The sequence below is a fragment of the Stappia sp. WLB 29 genome, assembly GCF_023507705.1.
In the GTDB taxonomy this organism is placed as follows: Bacteria; Pseudomonadota; Alphaproteobacteria; order Rhizobiales; family Stappiaceae; genus Stappia.
Genome location: NZ_JALBGD010000004.1, coordinates 423,115 through 439,983 on the forward strand (window position 1 = coordinate 423,115; position 16,869 = coordinate 439,983).

Annotated in this window: 15 protein-coding genes; 10 read left to right on the top strand and 5 right to left on the bottom strand. The window is 69.2% G+C overall.

The genetic code is table 11. From position 1 onward, the window contains the following. Position 1: 1 nt before the first annotated feature. The 6 genes from MNI96_RS10685 to MNI96_RS10710 all read left to right on the top strand — a co-directional run bounded on the left by MNI96_RS10685 (position 2) and on the right by MNI96_RS10710 (position 5,895). Positions 2–664 carry a precorrin-8X methylmutase gene (locus tag MNI96_RS10685; RefSeq protein ID WP_249692888.1) on the top strand — a complete coding sequence of 221 codons (663 nt, stop codon included), beginning with the start codon at positions 2–4 and terminating at the stop codon, positions 662–664. Then, on the top strand, positions 661–1,887 hold the full coding sequence (cbiE, locus tag MNI96_RS10690; protein ID WP_249692889.1) for a precorrin-6y C5,15-methyltransferase (decarboxylating) subunit CbiE: 1,227 nt from the start codon (positions 661–663) through the stop codon (positions 1,885–1,887). The genes MNI96_RS10685 and cbiE overlap by 4 nt, the downstream gene beginning before the upstream one ends. Next, complete coding sequence (gene cobI / locus MNI96_RS10695) at positions 1,884–2,612, top strand: precorrin-2 C(20)-methyltransferase (protein ID WP_249692890.1); 729 nt, start codon at positions 1,884–1,886, stop codon at positions 2,610–2,612. The genes cbiE and cobI overlap by 4 nt, the downstream gene beginning before the upstream one ends. Then, positions 2,582–4,402: a precorrin-3B C(17)-methyltransferase gene (gene cobJ / locus MNI96_RS10700; protein ID WP_249692891.1), complete on the top strand. Its 1,821-nt coding sequence runs from the start codon at positions 2,582–2,584 to the stop codon at positions 4,400–4,402. Before cobI ends, cobJ begins: the two co-directional genes overlap by 31 nt. Further along, complete coding sequence (gene cobM, locus MNI96_RS10705) at positions 4,399–5,184, top strand: precorrin-4 C(11)-methyltransferase (protein ID WP_249692892.1); 786 nt, start codon at positions 4,399–4,401, stop codon at positions 5,182–5,184. The genes cobJ and cobM overlap by 4 nt, the downstream gene beginning before the upstream one ends. An 84-nt stretch (positions 5,185–5,268) precedes the next feature. Next, positions 5,269–5,895, top strand: a complete 627-nt coding sequence (locus MNI96_RS10710) for a class I SAM-dependent DNA methyltransferase (RefSeq protein ID WP_249692893.1) — start codon at positions 5,269–5,271, stop codon at positions 5,893–5,895. Between the two features lie 21 nt (positions 5,896–5,916). Here MNI96_RS10710 and MNI96_RS10715 read toward each other — a convergent pair whose 3' ends face one another. Together MNI96_RS10715 and cobA are read right to left on the bottom strand one after the other, a co-directional pair. Next, positions 5,917–7,230 carry a cobyrinic acid a,c-diamide synthase CobB gene (locus MNI96_RS10715; RefSeq protein ID WP_249692895.1) on the bottom strand — a complete coding sequence of 438 codons (1,314 nt, stop codon included), beginning with the start codon at positions 7,228–7,230 and terminating at the stop codon, positions 5,917–5,919. A gap of 1 nt (position 7,231) precedes the next feature. Then, positions 7,232–8,170: a uroporphyrinogen-III C-methyltransferase gene (cobA, locus tag MNI96_RS10720; RefSeq protein ID WP_249692897.1), complete on the bottom strand. Its 939-nt coding sequence runs from the start codon at positions 8,168–8,170 to the stop codon at positions 7,232–7,234. 102 nt (positions 8,171–8,272) lie between these two features. Between cobA and MNI96_RS10725 the strand changes: the two genes are divergently transcribed. Both MNI96_RS10725 and MNI96_RS10730 read left to right on the top strand, forming a co-directional pair. Beyond that, entirely contained in the window at positions 8,273–9,379 is a 1,107-nt protein-coding gene (locus tag MNI96_RS10725) for a cobalt-precorrin-5B (C(1))-methyltransferase (RefSeq protein ID WP_249692899.1), read from the top strand. Continuing rightward, positions 9,376–10,122: a cobalt-precorrin-6A reductase gene (locus tag MNI96_RS10730; protein WP_249692900.1), complete on the top strand. Its 747-nt coding sequence runs from the start codon at positions 9,376–9,378 to the stop codon at positions 10,120–10,122. The genes MNI96_RS10725 and MNI96_RS10730 overlap by 4 nt, the downstream gene beginning before the upstream one ends. A gap of 4 nt (positions 10,123–10,126) precedes the next feature. Here MNI96_RS10730 and MNI96_RS10735 read toward each other — a convergent pair whose 3' ends face one another. Continuing rightward, positions 10,127–10,900 carry a WecB/TagA/CpsF family glycosyltransferase gene (locus MNI96_RS10735; RefSeq protein ID WP_249692901.1) on the bottom strand — a complete coding sequence of 258 codons (774 nt, stop codon included), beginning with the start codon at positions 10,898–10,900 and terminating at the stop codon, positions 10,127–10,129. 252 nt (positions 10,901–11,152) lie between these two features. Here MNI96_RS10735 and MNI96_RS10740 point away from each other — a divergent pair, with 252 nt between their 5' ends. Further along, positions 11,153–13,165: a GumC family protein gene (locus MNI96_RS10740; RefSeq protein WP_249692902.1), complete on the top strand. Its 2,013-nt coding sequence runs from the start codon at positions 11,153–11,155 to the stop codon at positions 13,163–13,165. Then, positions 13,146–14,435 (top strand): UDP-phosphate alpha N-acetylglucosaminyltransferase, encoded by a 1,290-nt coding sequence (locus MNI96_RS10745; protein ID WP_249692903.1) that lies wholly within the window; start codon positions 13,146–13,148, stop codon positions 14,433–14,435. Before MNI96_RS10740 ends, MNI96_RS10745 begins: the two co-directional genes overlap by 20 nt. Here the strand turns inward: MNI96_RS10745 and MNI96_RS10750 are convergent. Both MNI96_RS10750 and MNI96_RS10755 read right to left on the bottom strand, forming a co-directional pair. After that, positions 14,402–15,547 (bottom strand): glycosyltransferase family 4 protein, encoded by a 1,146-nt coding sequence (locus MNI96_RS10750; RefSeq protein WP_249692904.1) that lies wholly within the window; start codon positions 15,545–15,547, stop codon positions 14,402–14,404. The two genes, MNI96_RS10745 and MNI96_RS10750, sit on opposite strands and share 34 nt — an antisense overlap. After that, positions 15,544–16,653, bottom strand: a complete 1,110-nt coding sequence (locus tag MNI96_RS10755) for a polysaccharide deacetylase family protein (protein ID WP_249692905.1) — start codon at positions 16,651–16,653, stop codon at positions 15,544–15,546. The genes MNI96_RS10750 and MNI96_RS10755 overlap by 4 nt, the downstream gene beginning before the upstream one ends. Between the last annotated feature and the right edge of the window lie 216 nt (positions 16,654–16,869).

Genomic DNA, 16,869 nt, shown 5'->3' on the forward strand with positions numbered 1-16,869 from the left:
GGTGTGGAACGTGAACGGCGGGCGCTACGATTACGAGCGCGATCCCGCGCAGATCTATCGCCGCTCCTTTGCCATCGTGCGCGAGGAGGCGGATCTTTCCGCCCTGCCCGAGGCGCTGCATCCGGTGGCGATCCGCATCGTTCATGCCTGCGGCATGCCCGAGGTGCTGGCGGACCTGGCCTGGCGCGGCGATGTCGCGGCGGCGGTCGGCAGCGCCCTTGCCGCCGGTGCGCCGGTCTTCGCCGATGTGCGCATGGTCTGCGAAGGCGTCATCCGCAGCCGTCTGCCGGCCTGCAACGACCTCGTCTGCACGCTGAACGAGCCGCCGGTGCCCGGCCTTGCCCGCCGCCTCGGCACCACCCGTTCGGCCGCGGCCGTCGATCTGTGGCGCGACCGGTTGGAAGGTGCCGTCGTCGTCGTCGGCAATGCCCCGACCGCGCTGTTTCATCTGCTGGAGCGGATCGGCGAGGGCTTTCCGCGCCCGGCCGCGATCCTCGGCTTTCCGGTCGGTTTCGTCGGCGCGGCGGAATCGAAGGAGGCGCTGCTGGAGAGCCCGCTGGATATCCCCTGTCTGGTGCTGCGCGGCCGGCGCGGCGGCTCGGCCATCGCTGCCGCCGCGATCAACGCGCTGGCCGCTGGAGTGCCGGAAGAGGACCCGGCATGAGCCCTGACGACAAGACACGACCCGCCCCCTGGCTCACCGTGATCGGCATCGGCGAGGATGGCGTCGACGGGCTGTCCCCGATTGCCCGGCAGGCGCTGGCCGATGCAAGGCGCGTCTTCGGCGGCGCCCGTCACGGCGACCTCGTCGCCCCGCTCGGGATCAAGGTCGAGACCTGGCCGAGCCCGTTCCACAAGGGGTTGGAAGCGCTGCTTGCCGCGCGCGGCGAACCCGTCGCGGTGCTGGCGAGCGGAGATCCCATGTGGTTCGGCATCGGCTCCACGCTCGCGCGCTCCGTGCCGCACGACGAAATGCTTGTCCTGCCGGCTCCTTCGTCCCTGTCGCTCGCCGCCGCACGGCTCGGCTGGCCGCTGCAGGAGGTGGAGACCCTGTCGCTGCATGGCCGCCCGCTCGATCTGTTGCGCGCCGTTCTTCATCCCGGCGCCAGGGTTCTCTGCCTCACGTCCGGTGCCCGTGCGGCGGAAGAGATCGCCGACCTTCTGGTCGACGAGGGCTATGGCGCAAGCCGGCTGACCGTGCTGGAGCATCTCGGCGGCCCGGCCGAGCGGATCCTGTCGGGCAGCGCCGAAGGCTGGCGCGGCGAGGTTGCCGCTCTCAACGTCGTGGCTGTCGAGGCGGTCGCGGTGCGCGACACGCCACTGCGTCCGCGCCTTCCCGGCCTGCCGGACGATGCCTTCCGCCATGACGGCAAGATCACCAAGCGCGAGGTGCGCTCGGTCACGCTCGCGCGTCTGATGCCCATGCCCGGTGCCCTATTGTGGGATATCGGAGCGGGCTCGGGCGCTGTCGCCATCGAGTGGCTGCGCGCCGCGCCCCGCAGCCGCGCCATCGCGCTGGAGCCGGACGACACCCGCCGCGCCACGGCGCGGGCGAACGCGGCGGCCCTCGGCGTGCCGCATCTCGACCTTCGCCCCGACGCGGCGCCAGATGGCCTTGAAGGCTTGCCACCGCCCGACGCGATCTTTCTCGGCGGCGGCCTGACCGCACCCGGCACGCTGGAGACGGCGCTCGCCGCGCTGCGGCCCGGCGGTCGGCTGGTCGCCAATGCGGTGACGCTGGAAAGCGAGGCGATCCTTCTTGCCGCCCATGCCCGCCATGGCGGCGAGCTGGTGCGCATCGCGGTATCGCGGGCCGGTGCCGTCGGTGGCATGACCGGGTGGCGTCCGCTGATGCCGGTGACCCAGTGGAGCCTGATCGCCCCATGACTGCTGGAACCCTTTACGGCGTCGGCCTCGGCCCCGGCGACCCGGACCTGATGACGGTGAAGGCGCACCGGCTGATCTCGGGCGCGCAGGTCGTCGCCTATCCGGCGCCCGACGACGGCGAGAGCTTTGCCCGCTCCATCGCGGCGGCGATCATTCCGCCGTCCGCCCGAGAAATCCCGATTGTCGTGCCGATGCGCGTCGAGCGCTTCCCGGCGCAAGCCGTCTATACGCGCGCGGCCGAGGAGATCGGCGCAGTCCTTGCGTCCGGCACGGATGTGGTCACCCTTTGCGAGGGCGACCCGTTCTTCTACGGCTCCTTCATGTATCTGTTCGAGCGGCTGTCGGGGCGCTTTCCCTGCGAGATCGTGCCGGGCGTGACCTCGCTCACCGCCTGCGCCGCTCGCCTTGCCCGGCCGCTGACCGCGCGCAACGATGTCCTGACCGTCATTCCCGGTCCTTTGCCGGATGCGGAAATCGCCGCGCGGATCGAGGCGGCGGGCGCCATCGCCATCATGAAGGTCGGGCGCCACCTGCCGCGCCTGCGCCGATTGATCGAGGGGCTGGGCCTTATCGATCATGCAGGCTATGTGGAGCGGGCGACGCTTCGGGCAGAAAAGGCAATGCCTCTCGTCGATGTGACGGAAGCCGCCGCCCCCTATTTCTCGATGATCCTGATCTACAAGGGAGACGAAGCGTGGATGCTACCGCCGCAATCCTCGTCCTGACGCCGGCGGCGGAGCCTGTCGCGCGCCGCATCGCGGCCGCCTTGCCGGGTGCCACGCTGCACGGGCTCGCCCACCGGGTGCCCGGCCTCGACGTGTCCTTCGCCGAGACGCTGAACCATATCCGCGCGCTCTATCAGGCCGGCACGCCCATCGTCGGCGTCTGCGCCTCCGGTATCCTGATCCGCGCGCTCGCGGCCGTGATTGAGGACAAGCGGTCGGAGCCGCCGGTTCTCGCCGTTTCGGAGGACGGGGCCAGCGTCGTGCCGCTGCTCGGCGGCCATCGCGGGGCCAATTCGCTCGCCCGCCAGGTGGCGGATGCGCTGAACGGTCATGCCGCGGTGACGACGCAGGGCGACACGGCGCTGGGCGTTGCGCTCGATTCGCCGCCCAAGGGCTGGTGGCTCGCCAATCCGCAGGACGCCAAGGGCATCATGGCGCGCCTCCTGGCCGGAGAGCCCGCCAGCCTCAAGGGCGATGCCCCCTGGATCAGCCGCTCGCGCCTGCCGCTCGCAGACAAGGCGAAGATGGAAATCGTCGCCAGCGTCGAGGCCGTCGCGCCAGGCGCCGACCGGCTCGTCTATCACCCGCGCCGCCTCGTCGTCGGCGTCGGCTGCGCGCGCGGCTGCCCGGCGGAGGAGCTCTCGGCACTGGTGCGCGAGACGCTTGCCGGCGCCGGCCTTGCCGAAGGAGCGGTTGCGCTTGTCGCGACCCTTGATCTCAAGGCGGATGAGGCCGCGGTCAACGCGCTCGCCGGCCAGCTCGGCGTGCCGCTGCGCGTCTTTCCCGCCGCCCGGCTGGAGCAGGAGACGCCGCGCCTTGCCAATCCCTCGGACGTCGTCTTCGCCGAGGTCGGTTGCCACGGCGTTTCCGAGGGTGCGGCGCTCGCCGCCACCGGGGCGAACGGCTCGCTGCTGGTCGAAAAGCGCAAGACCGCCAATGCCACCGTCGCCGTCGCCCTTGCGCCCGCACCGGTCGACCCGGCCGAAGGGGGGCGCCCGCGCGGCCGTCTCTCGGTGATCGGCATCGGCCCGGGCCGCGACGACTGGCGCACGCCGGAAGCCTCGCGCCTGCTTGCCGATGCGGACGAGGCCGTCGGCTATTCGCTCTATCTCGACATCGTCGCACCGCTGATCCAGGGCAAGCAGCGCCACGCCTTCCCGCTCGGCGCGGAGGAGGAGCGCGTCCGCTTCGCGCTGGAGCGCGCCGGCGAGGGGCGTTCGGTGGCGCTGGTCTCCTCCGGCGATGCCGGCATCTACGCCATGGGCGCGCTGGTCTACGAGCTTCTGCACCGTGACACCGCCGCAGGCGGCGTTTCGGATGCGGCAAAGCGTGTCGAGGTGGTCAACGCTCCCGGCATCTCGGCATTGCAAGCGGCATCCGCACGCATCGGCGCGGTGCTCGGCCACGATTTCTGCACGATCTCCCTGTCGGACCTTCTGACCCCGTGGGAGGCGATCGAGCAGCGGCTCAGGGCCGCCGCCGCCGGCGATTTCGTCGTCGCCTTCTACAATCCCGTGTCGAAGCGCCGCCGCACCCAGCTGGCGGCCGCCCGCGAGATCCTGCTTGAGGGCCGGCCGGCCGATACACCGGTGGTGCTCGGCTACAATCTCGGCCGCGAGGGCGAGACGCTGACCGTGACGACGCTCGGTGAGCTCCGCGTCGACGATGTCGACATGCTGACCACCGTGCTGGTCGGCTCGTCCGCGTCGCGTGCCGTCATGACCGGCTCGGGCCGGCCCTTCGTCTACACCCCCCGCGGCTACGCCAAGCGCATCGAGGAAAAGCTGTGACCGTCCATTTCATCGGCGCCGGGCCCGGCGATCCCGACCTCATCACCGTCCGCGGGCTGAAGCTGATCGAGGCTTGTCCCGTCTGTCTTTACGCCGGCTCGCTGGTGCCCGAGGCGATTGTCGCCGCCGCGCCCGACGGCGCGCGCGTCATCGACACCGCGCCGATGACCCTCGACGAGATCATGGCCGAGATCGAGGCGGCGCATGCGCGCGGCGAGGATGTGGCGCGCGTCCATTCCGGCGATCCTTCCCTCTACGGCGCGATTGCCGAGCAGATCCGCCGGCTGAAGGAGAAGGACATTCCCTTCGACGTGACGCCCGGCGTGCCGGCCTTTGCCGCTGCAGCCGCCGCCCTCGGCCAGGAGCTGACCGTGCCGGAGATCGCCCAGACGGTGATTCTCACCCGCACGACGATGAAGTCCTCCGACATGCCGAAGGGCGAGGACCTGGAGACGCTCGGCAGGAGCGGCGCGACGCTGGCGATCCACCTCTCCATCCGGAACCTGCGCGAGATCGAGCGCCAGCTCGTCCCGCTCTACGGCGCCGACTGCCCGGTCGTCGTCGCCTACCGGGTCGGCTGGCCGGACCAGAGCTTCATCCACGGCACGCTGACCGACATTCGCGAGAAGGTGCGCGAGGCCAAGATCACCCGCACGGCGCTCATCTTCGTCGGCCGGGCGCTGCAGCCGCAGCAGGATTTCCGCGACAGCGCGCTCTACCATGCCGACCATGTCCATGTGCTGCGGCCGAAAAAGAAGAAAGCCGCCAAAACCGGGGTCTGAAGCAGCACACCGGGCCGTCATTTGCATCTCGCGGCGCCTCTCCTTAGGCTTGGGCCATCCCAACAGCCAAAGGAGAGACCCGCCATGGAGACGGACAACCCGCTCTTGCAACGTGCCTACGCCCTGGATGGCGACAGGGAGCGTATCCGCGATCTCTATGCCGACTGGGCGCAAAGCTACGACGACGACACGGTCGGCGGCATGGGCTATGTCGCCCCGGCGCTCGCCGCCGAGGCGCTGGCGCGCGAGATCGGGGACAGCGCCGGAGCCGTGCTCGATGCCGGGTGCGGCACAGGCCTTGTCGGCCTGGAACTGAGCCGGCGTACGAAGGCTGAGATCGACGGCGTCGATCTCAGCCCCGGCATGCTGGAGCAGGCTTCGGAGAAGGGCGTCTACCGCCGGCTTGCCGAGGCGGACCTGACCCGTCCGCTGGATCTGCCCGACAATTCCTATGACGGCATCGTCAGCGTCGGCGTCTTCACCAGCGGCCATGTTGGCCCGCAGGCCATCGACGAGCTCGCGCGTGTGGCGCGTCCCGGCGCGCCGCTTGTCGTGACCGTGCACGAGAAGGTCTGGGAAAGCGACGGCTATCCGGCGCATCTCAAGACGATGGAGGACAGGGGCATCGCCCGCATCCGCGCCATCCGCGACACGGCTTATCACGAAAAGGAAGGCTATCGCTGCAAGCTCTGCCTGCTCGAGGCCGCCTGATCCTTGCCTGGTCGGCCGGGGTCACACCCGGTCGATCAGGTGGATAAATGAGCCCGACACGCGGCCGACGCGCAGTCCGACCTCGCCTGCCGGCGTTCCGAGCGCGTCTTCCGCCTGGAACAATCGCTCCGCCTGCCCCTCGCGCATAATGGTCGCGTAGTGGAATTCGTGGCCCGTCAGCTCGCCCTGCCACGGCGCACCGGGAAGGGCCTTGAGCCGTCGGTAGCCGAGATGTCGCCTGCGGGTCGCAAAGCTCGTTTCCAGCGGCAGCAGCCCGAGCATCGCGTGCCGCGTGCCCTCGCCGTCCGTCAGATGCTCGCCGAGCACCATGTAGCCGCCGCATTCGCCGTAGATCAGCGCGCCGCGCGTCGCCGCCGCCTGCATACCCTGCCGGAACCGGCCTGCCGCCGCGATTCGCCCGGCATGCAGCTCCGGATAGCCGCCGGGCAGGTAGATCGCATCGCTCTCCGCATCCGGCGCCTCGTCGGCGAGAGGCGAGAAGAACGACAGCTCGGCCCCCTGCGCCTGCCAGCCCGACAGCAGATGCGGATAGGCAAAGGCGAAGGCGGTATCGCGGGCGATGGCGACGCGCTGGCCGGGCGGCGGCAGCGTCGCGGTCGCGGTCGATCCACTGGGCGCCAGCGGAGATGCCAGTGCGCGGAGTGCATCCAGGTCGCAGCTCCCGGCGGCGCGCGCGGCCGCATGCTCCAGGAAACCTGCGAGATCGCCGTGTTCGCCTGCCTGCACCAGTCCGAGATGGCGCTCGGGCAGGTCGAGCCCGGCATCGCGCGGCACCGCACCCAGCACAGGCATGCCGATGCCGGCAAGCGCAGCGCGCAGCATCTCCTCATGGCGCGGACTGCCGACCCGGTTGAGGATCACGCCGGCGACATTCACATCCGCGCGGTGGTCGCGAAAGCCTTGCACCAGCGCGGCAACCGACTGCGACTGCTTTCCCGCATCCACCACCAGAACGACCGGCAGCCCCAGCCGTGCGGCGAGGTCTGCGGTCGAGCCGCTGCCGTCGGCGGCACCGTCGAAAAGGCCCATGACGCCTTCGACCAGCAGCAGATCGGCGCCCTCAGCCTGAGCCGAGGCCAGCCTGTCGATAACCGCGCCGCGCATGGCGAAGGGATCGAGATTGACGCAATCCGTGCCGCTTGCTGCCGTATGGAAGGCCGGATCGATGTAGTCCGGCCCGGTCTTGGCGCTGGCGACGCGGGTCCCTGACTTGCGGAAGGCGGCAAGCAGGGCGAGCGTCAGGGTGGTCTTGCCGCTGCCCGACGCTGGTGCGGCAATGACGAGGCCGCTCGCTGCCCCGGATTTGGCGTTCATGTCAGCCGCCGTTCGCCGGCTGTGCGGTGGTCGCCTTGCGCAGGTCCAGCGGATCCGGGTCGAGCTCCCGCCCGGCTAGTGCGCCGAGCCAGTCGAGCCCGGCGCGCAGCCGCACCACTTCGCCCACGACGACGATGGCCGGCGGTTCCAGCCCGGCGGCCTCCGCATCTGCGGAAGCGCGCGCCAGCGTCGTCTCCAGCACCTTCTGGTCGGGCAGGGAGGCATTGCAAACGATGGCGACGGGCTCCTCGCTCCGGCGTCCGCCGGCCAGCAGCTTGGAGACGATCAGGTCGAGATGCTTCATCGCCATATACATGACGATGACGGGAGAGCCGCGCGCCACCGCGTTCCAGTCGATGGCCGACGGCGTCAGACCGGTCTGGTCGTGGCCGGTCAGGAAGGTGACGGCCTGGTTGGTGTCGCGGTGGGTCGCGGGAATGCCGGCATAGGCAAGGCCGCCGATACCGGCCGTCACGCCGGGAATGATGCGGAACGGCACGCCGTGCGAGACCAGTGTCAGCGCTTCCTCGCCGCCGCGACCGAAGACGAACGGGTCGCCGCCCTTCAGCCGCAGCACCCGCTTGCCGTCCCTTGCATAGTCCACCAGCTTCAGCGAGATGTCGCGCTGCTTCGGGCTGGGCTTGCCGCCGCGCTTGCCGGCATAGTCGATGATCGCGTCCGGCCGCGCGAGGCCGAGGATCGAGGCATCGACCAGAGCGTCATGCACGATGACGTCGGCCTGTGCGAGGCCGTTGAGGACGTGCAGTGTCAGAAGACCCGGGTCGCCCGGTCCCGCGCCGGCCAGCCATACCCAGCCGGGTGAGAAGTCCGGCAGCGGAAAGCCGCGCTGGGCCAGCCCGTCGAGCGCCTCGCCGACGGTCGCGCAGGAACCGGAGGCCGCCGGTGCGGCTGGCTGATCTGGGTGTTTCGTGTTTGACATCCTGATAGTTTCTACGCCGCTCCGTCCGCCGCGCCAAGGTCGGTTGGCGTCGGCTTCCATAGCAATTGCGACCTTGCCGTGCCCGCCCCTATAGTCCGGCGCATGAACCGCAAGGAAACATCCGCGCTTCGCCGGGGCTGGACCACCGGCACCTGTGCGACCGCCGCAGCCAAGGCGGCCTATCAGGCCTTGCTGACGGGCACGTTTCCCGATCCGGTCGAGGTGACCCTGCCGAAGGGCGAGCGGCCCGCCTTCGCGCTCGCGCTGGAGGAACTGGGCGAGGGCTTCGCCCGCGCCGGGATCGTCAAGGATGCGGGCGACGACCCCGACGTGACCCATGGCGCGACGGTGATCGCCAGCGTGCGCCTCGCGCCGGCCGGGTCCGGGGTTCTGTTCCGCGCCGGCGAGGGCGTCGGCACTGTGACGCGCGCAGGCCTGCCGATCCCGCCGGGCGAACCGGCGATCAACCCGGTGCCGCGCGAGATGATCCGCGGCGCCATTGCCGAGGTGGCGGCGCGCTTCGGCGCGAGCGGCGATGTCGAGGTGGAGATTTCGATCCCCGGCGGCGAAGCGCTGGCGCAGCGCACCATGAACCCGCGTCTCGGCATCCTCGGCGGATTGTCGGTGCTCGGCACCACGGGCATCGTCCGCCCGTTTTCCTGCGCGGCGTGGATCGCCTCGATCCATCGCGGCGTCGATGTGGCGCGCGCCGCCGGTCTGCCGCATGTGGTCGGCGCCACCGGCTCGACCTCGGAGGATGCGGTGAAGCTGCGTCACGATCTTCCCGATATGGCGTATCTCGACATGGGCGATTTCGCCGGCGGCCTGCTCAAGTATCTGCGTGCGCATCCGGTGCCGAAGCTGACGCTGGCCGGCGGCTTTGCCAAGTTCGTCAAGTTGGCGCAGGGCGCGCTCGACCTGCATTCGGCGCGCAGCCAGGTGGATTTCGCAGCGCTTGCCCTGCTGCTGGAGCGCTCCGGCGCCCCGACGGAGATCGTCGAGGCGGCGAGGGGCGCCAACACCGCCAAGGAGGTGCTCGACCGCGCCGAAGCCGCCGGCATCGATGTCGCCGCCGAGGTGGCGCGCGGCGCCCATGCCGCCGCCCGCGCCGTGCTGCGCGATGCGCCGGTCGATGTCGAGGTGCTGGTGGTCGACCGGGCCGGCGCCGTCGTTGCGCACCGTCCGTTCGATTCGGAAAGCCCCGCGTGAGCGCGCCGTTCCCCGTCCTGCTGCTCGCCGGCACCGGCGAGGCGCGTGCCCTTGCCGGCCGGCTCGCGGGCGATCCGCGCTTCCACGTCACCGCATCGCTTGCCGGCGCCGTCGAACGTCCCGAGGTCTATCCGGTTCGCGTGCGCATCGGCGGCTTTGGCGGGTCGCAAGGGCTGGACACGTGGCTGCGGGGCGAAGGCATCGCCGCCCTGGTCGATGCCACCCATCCCTTCGCCGCGCGCATTTCCGCCAATGCCGTCGTCGCCTCGCGGGCTGCCGGCATTCCCCTGGTGCGGTTGGAGCGTCCGGCCTGGCAGGCCGCACCGGGCGATGACTGGCAGGAGGTCGCGGATCTCGATGAGGCGGCCGCCGGGCTGCCGCAGGGCGCACGTCCTTTCCTCGCGGTCGGACGCAAGGAAATCTCCCGCTTTTCGCATCGCCGCGATCTCGACTGTTTGACGCGGATGATCGACCCGCCGGAGCCGGGGACCCTGCTGCCGCCCGGCCGCCTGGTGCTCGCGCGGCCCTCCAGGGACGTCGATGCGGAAGCGGCCTTGCTGGAGCAGCACGGCGCCACCCATGTGGTCACGAAGAACAGCGGCGGTCCTTGGGGTGAGGCGAAGCTGCTCGCCGCCCGCCGTCTCGGTCTGCCGGTCATCATGGTGCGCCGGCCGGAGCTTATCGGCGGCGAGGTGGTTGCGGACGTCCCGGCTGCGCTCGCCTGGCTGGAAGCGCGGCTTTGACCGCTCAGGCGCGGGCGGACTTTCCCGACAGCTTCAGGTACAGGATCTTCCACAGATAGCGGAGGATGCCGGTCGTATAGCGCTGGCCGAGCCGCTTGGGCTCCTGTCCCAGCCGGTAGACCCATTCCAGCCCGTTGCGCCGAAAGAAGGAAGGCGCCCGCGTCACCTCGCCGGCGGTGAAGTCGAACAGTGCGCCGACGCCGAGGGCCAGCGGCACGTCGAGATCGGCCCAAAGCCGATCGATGAGGAGTTCCTGCCGCGGGTTGCCCATCGCCACGAGCAGGATGTCGGGGCGGGCGGCGTTGATGTCGGCAACGATCTGCGGGAGTTCAGCCTCGTCGAAATAGCCGCTGCGCCAGCCGCAGACGGCGATTGCGGGATGGCGGGCCGCGAACATGCCGGCGGCTCTCTCCGCCACTTCGGGCCTGGCACCGAAAAGATAGACGCGCGTGCCCACAGGCGCGGCGTCCAGCAGCGCAGGCACGAAGTCGGTACCGTTGAGATTGTCCTCAAAGCCCGTGCCGGAGAGCAGCCGCGCGCCGATCTCCGCGCCGATCCCGTCGTTCAGCACGAGGAAGCGGGAGAGCGCCTGTGCGAAGGCCGGGTCGTCCATCGCCAGCAGCAGGCCGTGGGCATTGGCGAAGGCGACGGCAAGGCGGTTGCCGGACCCCGGCACGGCGAGCAGACGGCGGATGGCCGCCTCGCGGCCGAGGCGCGCGATGGCGACCGGGCCGATCTGCACGCTCTCCTGGTCTGTCGTGGCGATCTTGCGCGTCATCCGCTTCCGTCCGTTGCCTGTGCCGGGCACTGTCACAGGTTTGGGGTGTACCGATCAACAGCAGCCTAACGATACTCCGCAAGTTTCCGGCGAGCATGAACACCCGGTTAACCGCAAGGTCGGGTTCGCCGTTTGCAGCGGCCCTTTGGGGAAATGTTAACCATGACGGAAGAGACTGGCGAGTGTGCCGGCCCTATGGCGTGGCGGTGAGCCGGGCTCCCGGCGCGTGAGAACAGCGATGGCTTCCCGAGCATGATCGACATCTACCAGATCCCCGGCATTCTGAAGAAGCGCATGATCTGGCTGATCATCCTGCCTTTGCTCTTCATGGCCCTCGCTCTCGTCTATCTGACCGTGCGCACCCCGAACTACCGCGCAGTAGTCGAAATGCTGATCGAGCCGCAGGCTCTCCAGATCGTCGGCAACGAAATCGTGTCGCGCCAAGGCGGCGACAGCGTCCAGCGCCTCGCCATCGACAGCCAGACCTATGTGATTCTCTCCAATTCGGCGCTCAACGAGGTCGTCGACAAGCTCGATCTGGAGAACGATCCGGCGATCCTGCCGAAATCCGGCGGGCTGCTGTCGAAGCTGCTGGGCGGCGGCAAGGAGCCGTCGGCACAGGACCGGCGCGCCGCGGCGATCAGCAACCTGCGCGAACGCCTGCAGGTGATGCGGATCGAGAACTCCTTCGTCTTCAACATCTTCATGCAGCACCCGGACCGCTTCCGGGCGGCCGAGATCGCCAACGAGGCCGCCCGCATCTATCTCGACGAACAGCGCACGCGGCGCACCGAGTCCACCTTGCGCGCCTCCGTCGAGCTGCAGGCCCAGGCGGACGGCATGCGCAAGCGCGTCGAGGAGGCCGAGGCGAAGGTCGAGGCCTTCCGTGCCGAGAACGGTCTGATCCGCACCAGCGAACGCGGGCTTGTCGTGGGCCAGCGGCTGCAGGAGCTGAACTCCCAGCTGACCCAGGCGCGGGTCGAGCTGGAGGGCGCGCGCGCCAACGCCGATCTGCTCGCAGGCCTCACCGCCGATGCCATCGAGAGCGGGTCCCTGCCCGTCAGGCTGCAGACAACGACCCTCGGTTCCCTGCGCGTCCAGTACGCCCGCATCGCCGAGCGGGAAGCACAGGCGGCGACGACGCTCGGCACCAATCATCCGCAGCTGCGCGAGCTGCGCTCCCAGCTGACCAACACCCGCCAGATGATCGACGACGAGCTCAGCCGCGTGCGTCGCTCCGCCAATGCCGACCTGCAGCGCGCGGAGGCCAATGTCGCTGCGCTGGAAACCCAGCTGCAGGGCGTGACCTCCACCAGCGTCGACCAGAGCCGGGCAGAGATCCAGCTGCGCCAACTCGAAAGCGAGGCGGATTCGCTCGCTTCCGTCTACCGGACCTTCCTGAGCCGGGCAAAGGAACTCGACGAGCAGAGCAGCATCGACACCAGCAATTCCCGCATCATTTCGCCGGCGGTGGCGCCGCTTCGCTCGATGGGCCCCTCCGGCCTGATCGTCCTGCTGGCGGCCGGCGTCTTCGGCACCATCATGGCGGCAGGATCCGCTGTCGGCTGGGAGATCCTCAACGGCAAGCTGGGCTCCGAGCGCGAGCTGGTGGACATTACCGGCGTGCCCCTCATCGCCAGCTTGACGGTGCCCGGTAGCCGTCGCGGCCTGCGCAAACGCTCCGACGACAGCGCGGCCGAACGCCAGCTTGCGGTCACCCGCATCGCCTTCGCGCTGCGCCATGCGTTCGAAAACGAGCGCCCCGCCCACGTGCTCGTGCTCGCAACGGGCAGCGGGACCGATATCGCGCCGCTGTCCCGTGCGATCGCGGCCAGCCTCTACGACATGGGCGAGGACGTGCTGCTTGCCCGCCCCGGCGACGGAACGGCGCGCCTGGCAGCCCCGGCCAGCGGGACCGCCGTTGCCGAGGCGGGAGGGCGCTCGCGCCTGTCCGACCGTCGCCGCCAGGCCGAGACCGCGGCATCGGCGTCGACGCCGGCCGCGCGTTTCACCGTCGAACGGCTGGACGGGCGTGCCAGCCGGGCGGGCGTCGATGCGTTCGACACGACGGGGGACGAGTTCCTGATCATCGACGGCGGGTCGGCGCTGTCCAACCCCCATCTCCCGATGCTTCTCGACTATAGCGATGCGATCCTGCTGGTCACCCGGGTCGGCGACACGGCCCGGTCCGATCTCGACCGCACGCTCGCCCTGCTCAAGCCCTGGGAAGAGCGGATGATCGGCAATGTCGCGCTGGCGGCCTGAAACGTCGGGCGCGCCCGTCTGGAGCAGGCTGCCTGCTGCGCGTCCGACCGCCGTCCGCCGGCCGGACACCTACGACCTGTGGATCCGGGCCGCCGGACTGCTGGTCATCGGCACCATCGTCTTCAACTTCTTCCTGGCGTTCCTGAACACCCGCGTGATGGGTGTCTCGCAGAATATCGTGATGCTGGCGGAGCTCGTGCTGATCGCCGGTGCCATGATCCTGGCTGCCGACCGGCGCGCCGGGCTCTATGCGCTGCTGGCCGTTTATCTCGCCTATATGGCGCTGATCCTGGCGCTGCGGCCCGAGCTCGACCTGAAGGCGATCCGCGACGGACTGATCCCCATCGCGTTCTATTTCCTCGGACGGCGGGTCCGGGATATCGAGAGCGTCGATCGCATTGTGGTGCTGTCGGCAGGCATCGTCGTCGCGATCGGCTTCTTCGAATACTTCCTGCTCGACCTGTTCGTCGCGAACGTCAACGTGCTGAAATACTACATCTCCCGCGGCACGCTGGAGGTCGGCGACAACCTCGTCGAGGATTCCTCGCTGTTCATCAGCGGCACCCGCATGCAGGGCCGCAACCTGCTGCCGTTCCTCGGCACCCACCGGGTGTCGTCGGTCTTTCTCGAGCCGGTGGCGATGGGCAATTACGGCGCCTTCCTGGTGCTGTGGGCGGTCTTCCGAAAGGACATGACCCATCGCTGGCTGCTTCTGGCGGCGGCCTGCGTCGTCATTGTCCTCGGCGATGCGCGTTTCGGCATGATGGTCTGCTTTGCCCTGATCGCCGTGATCCTGGTCTACCGCCTCGTGCCTCGGCTGATCTGGGTGCTGGTGCCGGCCTTCATCACGCTGGCCATGGCCGTCTACGGCATGTCGACCGATGCGCTGCGCTGGGAGGACGATCTGGGGGGGCGCTGGCTGCACGCGTCCTGGCTGCTGCTCAAGCTCGACATCCAGGGTGTGTTCGGCATTTCCAGCTATGGCGGCTTCCTGGAGGACAACGGCTATGCCTATTCGCTCCACCAGCTCGGTCTCATCGGCATTGCCGGCCTGTGGTCGCTCTACATCTTCGCGCCGGTGCGCTCGCCCGATGCCTGGCGCTTCCGCGCCCCGCTCGTGACCTATATCTGCCTGCTGATGGTGGTCTCGGCCTCGTTCTATTCGATCAAGACCGCCGGGCTTCTGTGGTTCTGCGCCGGTGCCGTCGACGTGTGGCGCGGCTTTGCAGCTGGCCGTCAGCGCGGCGAAGGCCCGAGCGCCTCGCGGTAGAATTCCGCGTAGCGCTCGACCGTACTCTCCCAGGAATAGCTCTGCGCCACCGCAATCGCCGCCGCGCGCGCGCCTTGCGGATCGAGCGCCAGGCGATCGTGGGCACGGGCCAGCGCGTCGGCAGCCTGCTCCGCTTCGCCGAAGTCCGCCAGCGCGATCTCGCTGTGCTTGCGCGCAAAGGCGGAAAAGGCGGCATTCGGCTCCACGACCGGCACGAGACCTGCGCTCATCGCCTCGATCAGGGCGATGCCGAACCCCTCATAGACGGAGGCGCTGGCAAACAGGCTGGCGCGACCGACGATCTCGCGCATCGCTGCATCGTCCAGGCCGACATGCAGCCGCGCCCGGCCAGCGAGCCCGCGTTCGCCGATCATCGCCTCCACGTCCTTGCCGCTCCAGTCGAACGGCGTGCCGACGATGTCGAGCGTCCAGTCCGAATCGCGCCGGGCGAGGACCGCGAAGGCGTCGAGCACCCGGTCGATGCGCTTGTTGTGCGACAGCCGGCCGATGCTGACAATGCCCTTCGCCGGATTTTTCGCGCCTGCATCGCCGAGCTTGGAGAGATCGACGCCGTTCTCGATCAAGCGCACCTTGCTGGGGGCGATGGCGGCGAAGCGCTCGTAGTCGCTCTGGCTGCAGCAGGCGATGCCGCGATAGGCGGTCGCCGAAAGCCGCGTCAGGGTGTTGAACCAGACGGTCTTCAGCCCGCCTGCCGTGCCGGAGTGGAAGAATCCGCCATGGGTGGTGGCAACGAGCGGCCTGCGGTGAAACGGGGCGGCAAGCGCGAGCGCGTCGAAGAAGAAGTCGATGGCATGGACATGCACGAGCCCTGCGCCGGCAATCGCCTTGAAGACCCCCGGTGTGACGGGATAGCGCGTCGAGCCGTGCCAGGGCAGGCGGATCACCTCGATGCCGTCGATGATCTCCCGCGCGGGCAGGCGCCCGCCCGTGCCGCCGCGAAAGACGCGGTCGCAGGTGACGATCTTGACGCTGGCGAAGCGGTCTTTCTGCCGGGCGGCGAGACTTGCGACGAAGTCCTCAAGCCCGCCGACGCTCGGCCTGTATTGGCGCACCACATGCACCAGGTGCAATTGGCCATCCTGCGGGATCATGCGGCGGGGGCCGTCACCCCGGCCAGCGGATTGCCGCCGCGGGTGGCAAGCGCCCGGAACAGTCCGTCGATGCCGCATTCGGTGTAGGAGGCGGAATCCGCCGTGAACTCGGCATTCTGCCGCGGCAGGGTGAACATGTGGTCGGCATGGGCCGGGAACAGGCAGCCCGGCGTGGTGGTCACCGCGGTGCGGAAACCCGCCTCGCGCACGACCCTCGGCTCGCGCTCGCCCGACAGCGAGGGCGGCCCGTAAGGGTAGGCGAAATGCGGCACCTCGCGGCCCAGCAATGCTTCCAGATAGGCCTTGTTGTCGGCGATGTCGGCACGCAGCTGGTCTTCGTCCAGCAGGGCGAGGGCGCGGTGCGTCGTGGTATGGGCGCCGATCTCGATCAGGGGGTGCCGGTCGGCGGCTTTCACGCCGGCATCGTCCAGCGTGTAGCGAGCCACGATGTCGGCAACGCAGATGCCGTGCGCCGTGAATGTCGGCGAGAGCATCTCGGCCCGGTGGAAGTCCTCCCAGACCCAGGCGACGGCCCGCCGCAGTCCGGCGATCTTGCTGTCGGTATCCGGGCAGGTGAAGCGCTGTCCCATCGGCTCGATCTCGATCCGCTCGCGCGAACGGAAGAGTTCGGTCAGGCCCAGCCACCAGGCATTGATGGTGCGGGTCATCATCTCGGTCGGGACGTAGATCGTTGCCGGCGCGGCGTATTTCTCAAGGAGCGGCAGGGCGAGGTCGATATTGGAGCGATAGCCGTCGTCGAAGGTCAGCACGGCGAAGGGGCGCGGATCGTTCTGGGCGATGCGGCGCGTTGCCTCGTCGAGCGTCACCACCTGCCGGCCGCGCTGCTTCAGTCCGGCCAGGATGCGGCCGAAATCGTCGATCAGGCATCCCTGGTCGAGATGCGCGCGGGTGTTCCGGGTGAAGTGGTGGAACATCAGGATGATGCCGGAGCCGCCGTAACGATAGCCGATCAGGCGGGTGAGGCGGCTCTTCGCCAACATCCGCAGCCCGAACGTCTTGATCCGCCGGCGCGTGCGCTCGCCGGTCGTCAGCTGCGGCGTAACGGTCGGTACGGCTTGCAGCAGGCTGTGGGTTCTTGCCGTCATCTTATGGCCATCCTGTCATGCAGGAAGTCTTCCGTTTTCGTGTCCCGTCTGCTCGAAGCTAGCGGCAGACCGTGAACGCCGGGTTGCAGGCGGTCGGCCTGTGCCGCGTTTCGATTGCCATGGTAAAGCAAAATTGAAGACCGGCGCCGATCCAGGCCTTTCCTATTGCGGCAAGCTCCGGTTAACGCCATTGACCGGAAGCTTCTCCCAGATGCG

What these genes read in the sequence shown, in the direction of transcription:
- cbiE (WP_249692889.1), top strand. Translation starts at nt 661, where the DNA reads ATGAGCCCTGACGACAAGACACGACCCGCCCCCTGGCTCACCGTGATC.
- cobI (WP_249692890.1), top strand. Translation starts at nt 1,884, where the DNA reads ATGACTGCTGGAACCCTTTACGGCGTCGGCCTCGGCCCCGGCGACCCG.
- MNI96_RS10710 (WP_249692893.1), top strand. Translation starts at nt 5,269, where the DNA reads ATGGAGACGGACAACCCGCTCTTGCAACGTGCCTACGCCCTGGATGGC.
- MNI96_RS10715 (WP_249692895.1), bottom strand. Translation starts at nt 7,230, where the DNA reads ATGAACGCCAAATCCGGGGCAGCGAGCGGCCTCGTCATTGCCGCACCA.
- cobA (WP_249692897.1), bottom strand. Translation starts at nt 8,170, where the DNA reads ATGTCAAACACGAAACACCCAGATCAGCCAGCCGCACCGGCGGCCTCC.
- MNI96_RS10725 (WP_249692899.1), top strand. Translation starts at nt 8,273, where the DNA reads ATGAACCGCAAGGAAACATCCGCGCTTCGCCGGGGCTGGACCACCGGC.
- MNI96_RS10735 (WP_249692901.1), bottom strand. Translation starts at nt 10,900, where the DNA reads ATGACGCGCAAGATCGCCACGACAGACCAGGAGAGCGTGCAGATCGGC.
- MNI96_RS10740 (WP_249692902.1), top strand. Translation starts at nt 11,153, where the DNA reads ATGATCGACATCTACCAGATCCCCGGCATTCTGAAGAAGCGCATGATC.
- MNI96_RS10745 (WP_249692903.1), top strand. Translation starts at nt 13,146, where the DNA reads ATGTCGCGCTGGCGGCCTGAAACGTCGGGCGCGCCCGTCTGGAGCAGG.
- MNI96_RS10750 (WP_249692904.1), bottom strand. Translation starts at nt 15,547, where the DNA reads ATGATCCCGCAGGATGGCCAATTGCACCTGGTGCATGTGGTGCGCCAA.
- MNI96_RS10755 (WP_249692905.1), bottom strand. Translation starts at nt 16,653, where the DNA reads ATGACGGCAAGAACCCACAGCCTGCTGCAAGCCGTACCGACCGTTACG.